General features: G+C 33.8%; 1 protein-coding gene. It reads left to right on the plus strand.

Annotated elements, in window-relative coordinates; genetic code table 11:
• Nucleotides 1–52 precede the first annotated feature (52 nt).
• A complete protein-coding gene (locus LI112_RS18080) occupies nucleotides 53–226 on the plus strand; it encodes a hypothetical protein (protein WP_171030287.1) in 174 nt (57 codons plus the stop codon).
• Nucleotides 227–234: the final 8 nt, after the last annotated feature.

A 234-nucleotide genomic window follows, 5' to 3' on the forward strand; every position in this document is an offset into this window, starting at 1 on the left:
ATACTTCTGAACAACATACACTATTTATAAACCGTATGATTGGAGTGATTTCATGAAATTAACAAAAAAAATCCCTACAACCAATAAAAGCCAGGAAAACAATCATCTTCTCTGTATGTTAGACCGGGGAATTGATGATATGAAAGCTGGTCGTGAATTGCCGCTGGAAGATGCTTTTTGCAAAATCACAGAATTAAGGGATGCACGAAGAAATGCAAGAATATAAAATTATTT

The sequence above is a fragment of the Blautia sp. 210820-DFI.6.14 genome (genome assembly GCF_020558815.1).
Lineage (GTDB): Bacteria > Bacillota > Clostridia > Lachnospirales > Lachnospiraceae > Blautia_A > Blautia_A obeum.

Coding starts and splice junctions, on each gene's coding strand:
- LI112_RS18080 (WP_171030287.1), top strand. CDS start 53: ATGAAATTAACAAAAAAAATCCCTACAACCAATAAAAGCCAGGAAAAC.